At 68.5% G+C, this 4590-nt stretch carries 3 protein-coding genes; 2 read left to right on the top strand and 1 reads right to left on the bottom strand.

Going from position 1 to position 4590, the window contains the following annotated elements; translation table 11 throughout:
* On the bottom strand, window positions 1-1583 hold a 1583-nt coding region (locus NQU54_RS48055; RefSeq protein ID WP_257636570.1), incomplete at its 3' end, for a PTS fructose transporter subunit IIC.
* A 409-nt stretch (window positions 1584-1992) separates the two neighbouring features.
* On the opposite strand from NQU54_RS48055, the gene ahcY reads away from it, so the two are divergent.
* Together ahcY and NQU54_RS48045 are read left to right on the top strand one after the other, a co-directional pair.
* Window positions 1993-3450 carry an adenosylhomocysteinase gene (ahcY, locus tag NQU54_RS48050; protein ID WP_257636569.1) on the top strand — a complete coding sequence of 486 codons (1458 nt, stop codon included), beginning with the start codon at window positions 1993-1995 and terminating at the stop codon, window positions 3448-3450.
* Window positions 3451-3583: 133 nt separating this feature from the next.
* Window positions 3584-4201 carry a hypothetical protein gene (locus NQU54_RS48045; RefSeq protein WP_257636568.1) on the top strand — a complete coding sequence of 206 codons (618 nt, stop codon included), beginning with the start codon at window positions 3584-3586 and terminating at the stop codon, window positions 4199-4201.
* The last annotated feature ends 389 nt before the right edge of the window (window positions 4202-4590 follow it).

Here is a 4590-nt window from a genome sequence, read left to right as displayed (position 1 = left end):
TCGTACAACTCACGCCCCATCCCCAACCGCTGACTCCCCTGCCCCGTGAACAGGAACGCCACCCGGCCACCGGCGGCCCCCCCCCCCCCCCCCCCACCCACCGACATCAGCGCAATAGTCACCAGCGCCGTAACCGCCGTACCGCCAACCACCGCGACAAAGAACATCGGCACCCCGCCAATCGCCCCGAGCACCGCGACGATCGGCCCGCCGTGCGGCACGTTGTCCTCGACCGACGCCACCCCGGCTATCGCCCCGGCGACCGCACCGCCCAGCATGTTCGCCGGGATCACCCGTGCCGGCCGCGCCGCGGCGAACGGAATCGCGCCCTCGGTGATGCCGAAGAAGCCCATGAAGAGCGCCGCGAGCCCGGTCTCCCGCTCCTGGTCGTCGAACATCCGGCGGCGCAGCAGCGTGGCCAGCCCCTGGCCCAGCGGCGGAACCGGAATGGCCGCCGCACACGCCCCCATGACCTCGGGGTTCTTGGACACCAGCCCGGCGCCGAAGAGGAACGCGGTCTTGTTGACCGGACCGCCCATGTCGAACGCGATCATCAGCCCGAGGATGATGCCGAGCAGCGCCGCACTGGTACCGGTCAGCCCGCCGAGCCAGTCGGTGAGGTTCTCGAAGACCCAGGAGATCGGCTCGCCGAGGACGTAGATGAAGAAGAGGCCGAGCGCCGACGTCGCCACGATCGGGATCACGATGATCGGCATGATCGGCTGGACGAACTTCGGAACCCTGATCCGCTTGATCCACAGCACCAGATAGCCGGCCAGGAAGCCGGTGACGATCGCCCCGATGAACCCGGCGCCCGCCTCGCTGTCGTACAGGTCGCCGTGCGCCGCGATCCAGCCGCCCACCATGCCGGGCACCAGCGCGGGCCGGTCGGCGATGGCGTAGGCGATATAGCCGGACAGGGCCGGGATCATCAGCTCGAAGCCGATGCTCCCGATGTCGTTGACCGTCTTCCAGAAGGAGTCGTCGGGGATGACGATGCCCTTGGGCGTCGTATCACCGCCCAGGGCGAGCGAGACCGCGATCAGCAGACCGCCGACCACGACGAACGGGATCATGTACGAGACGCCGTTCATGAGCGCCTTATAGGTGACGCTGCGCCCCTTACCGCCGCCACCGCCCGCGCCACCGCCCGCGCGACCCCCACCGCCACCGCCACCGCGACCCGCCGAGGCGGCGCCGCGCCCGGCGTCCTGGCGGTCGCCCTCGTAGACCGGCGCGTCAAGCACCTGCTCGATCAGCCGCTCAGGCCGGTGGATGCCATCGGCGACCCCGGCGACGAGGACTCTCTTACCGACGAAACGACTGCGGTCGACATCCTTGTCGGCGGCGATGATGATGCCGTCCGCCTCACTGACATCGTTGTCAGACAGTACATTCTCGGCCCCGATCGAGCCCTGGGTCTCCACCTTCATGCTGTGGCCGAGCGACTCCGCCGCCTGAGCCAGCTTCTCGGCGGCCATATAGGTGTGGGCGATGCCCGTGGGACAGGCGGTCACCGCAAGCAGCTTGAGCCCTGGTCCGCTGGCCCCCGCACCGTTGGGGGGATCGGCTGGACTGGTCACGTGGTTCTCCTTACAACGCGTTGAGCGGGCGCGGGAAGCTGCCAGCGTCCCCGCGCTCGCGGCATCGTGCAATACATCCGGCGGGGATCAAAGCGATGGGGTGAGCCACCGGCTCCGGAAGCGCCGCGGCCGTCGCCGCTGGTCATGACCGTACGGCCGAAGATGGCCGATGGGGGCTGGGGTTCGCCGCATCGATCGGTGTAGATTCGTGACCGAGCCAGACGTCGCTGCTGATGGCGGTCGGGCGGCCCGCACACCGGGTCGGCCGAGGGAGAGAGGGCCTCCGACGGACTGCGCACTGTGAGGTAGAAGGGGACAGGTGTGCCCGCAAGCGCGGGTGCCTGCCCGGCGCCTCGCATGCCCAGCCGAACCACTCTCGCTCGCACCCGATCGAGGAGGAGCAGCACTCATGACGAAAGCCGTCTCCGGTCAGGACTTCAAGGTCGCGGACCTCTCCCTGGCTGCCTTCGGCCGTAAGGAGATCACTCTCGCCGAGCATGAGATGCCCGGCCTGATGTCGATCCGTAAGGAGTACGCCGAGCAGCAGCCGCTGGCCGGCGCCCGTATCACCGGCTCGCTGCACATGACGGTGCAGACCGCCGTGCTGATCGAGACCCTGGTCGCCCTCGGCGCCCAGGTCCGGTGGGCCTCCTGCAACATCTTCTCCACCCAGGACCACGCCGCCGCCGCGATCGCCGTCGGCCCGGAGGGCACTGCGGAGAACCCCCAGGGCATCCCGGTCTTCGCCTGGAAGGGCGAGACCCTGGAGGAGTACTGGTGGTGCACGGAGCAGGCCCTGACCTGGCCCGGCACCCCCACCGGCGGGCCCAACATGATCCTGGACGACGGTGGCGACGCCACCCTCCTCGTCCACAAGGGCGTGGAGTACGAGAAGGCCGGCGCCGCCCCTGACGTCGCCACCGCCGAGAACGACGAGCACCGCGTCATCCTCGAGCTGCTCAACCGGACCATCGCCGAGAACCCGCGCAAGTGGACCCAGCTGGCCTCCGAGATCCGCGGAGTCACCGAGGAGACCACCACCGGCGTCCACCGCCTCTACGAGATGCAGCGGGACGGCTCGCTGCTCTTCCCGGCGATCAACGTCAACGACGCGGTGACCAAGTCCAAGTTCGACAACAAGTACGGCTGCCGCCACTCGCTCGTCGACGGCATCAACCGCGCCACCGACGTGCTGATCGGCGGCAAGGTCGCGGTCGTCTGCGGCTACGGCGACGTGGGCAAGGGCTGCGCCGAGTCGCTGCGCGGCCAGGGCGCCCGGGTGATCATCACCGAGATCGACCCGATCTGCGCGCTCCAGGCCGCGATGGACGGCTACCAGGTCGCCACCTTGGCCGACGTGGTGGAGACCGCCGACATCTTCATCACCACCACCGGCAACAAGGACATCATCCTGGCCGCTGACATGGCCAAGATGAAGCACCAGGCGATCGTCGGGAACATCGGCCACTTCGACAACGAGATCGACATGGCCGGGCTCGCCGCCGTCCCGGGCATCGTGAAGGACGAGGTCAAGCCGCAGGTCCACACCTGGACCTTCGCCGACGGCAAGAAGATCATCGTGCTCTCCGAGGGCCGTCTGCTGAACCTCGGCAACGCGACCGGTCACCCGTCGTTCGTGATGTCCAACTCCTTCGCGAACCAGACCATCGCCCAGATCGAGCTCTTCACCAAGCCGGAGTCGTACCCGACCGATGTCTATGTGCTCCCCAAGCACCTGGACGAGAAGGTCGCCCGCCTCCACCTGGACGCGCTCGGGGTGAAGCTGACCACGCTCCGGCCCGAGCAGGCCGCCTACATCGGCGTCCCGGTCGAGGGCCCGTACAAGCCCGACCACTACCGCTACTGATCGCATCCGCTGATCGCGGCGCCGCCGACCGCACCGTCGGCGGCCGCTGACCCGGCCCCCGCCCCGGCGGGGGCCCCAGGGCCCGTCCGCGCCATCCGGCCGGACGGGCCCGACGCTCGTCAAGGACCTCACCATGCCCCGCGGCCGCTACTCCCTCCACGACCCGCACGATCACACCCCCCTGGGCGAAGAGCACTTCCAGTGCGCGCCGGGCCCCAGCGGATGGCGCTACGTCGCCCAGCGGACCGCGCCCTCCGGGGATCATTCCGGCTCCGTGGACCTCACCCTCGACGAACTCGGCCGACCGCTCAGGGTCGAGCTGCACTCGGCGAGCTGGCAGGTCAGGGGCGCGGCTCTGGACGGGGTCACCTGGGTCCGCACGGACCCCACCGGTGAGCACGCGACCGAGGGCAACGTCCGCGCCCACTCCTTCACCGGTGCCTCCCCGGCCTTCCTGATCGCCCTCTCCCGCCTGCTACGGCTGGAACCGGGCGCCGGGGCCGTCCGCGTCCGCCTCGTGGCCTTCACCGATCCGGTCCTCGCGCCGATCACCCTGGACCAGTCCTGGGCACTTCTCGACAGAACCGGGCACGCCACCGACACCGGCCCACTCGTCGTGGACGAGTACCAGGTGAGCGAGATGGACACCGGAGAGGTCCGGAGGGTTCACATCGCGGGGGACGTGGTGCTCGCCGCTCCCGGTATCGAGCTGGAGGAGCTGGAGAGCCCGCCGTCGTCCTTCGCGACCTGACGGCCATCCCACCCGCTCTGACCTGCGATGTTTAGAATCTCTTGGGAATCTGTTGACCCGGGAAGCGCGGATGCGTACGTTGGACTGTCGCGGTGAACGGAGGGCGCAAGCGCTCCGGCCGTGCCGCAGAAAGAATCTTGCCCGGAGTCCTTGACCAGGGTCATCCGGGGAGGTAGGTTTAAACGGTTGTGGTGAGCAGGGTCTGCCCACCAATGAACGTCGCACCTGAACCGCTCCGCAGACTGGATGGAAATCCAAACGGAGCACCTTTGACACCCCGTAGGCATCACGCGAAGCCGATTAGGTTCCGCGGATGTGTGTCTGCTAAAGTCAAAAACACGCCGAAAGGCAAGGCCCCTCCAACGGCCACTGGAAACGGAATTCGGATC

It is taken from the genome of Streptomyces malaysiensis subsp. samsunensis (assembly GCF_024519315.1).
Lineage (GTDB): Bacteria > Actinomycetota > Actinomycetes > Streptomycetales > Streptomycetaceae > Streptomyces > Streptomyces malaysiensis.
This window is presented reverse-complemented; position numbering and strand designations above follow the sequence as displayed.

Coding starts and splice junctions, on each gene's coding strand:
- ahcY (WP_257636569.1), top strand. CDS start 1,993: ATGACGAAAGCCGTCTCCGGTCAGGACTTCAAGGTCGCGGACCTCTCC.
- NQU54_RS48045 (WP_257636568.1), top strand. CDS start 3,584: ATGCCCCGCGGCCGCTACTCCCTCCACGACCCGCACGATCACACCCCC.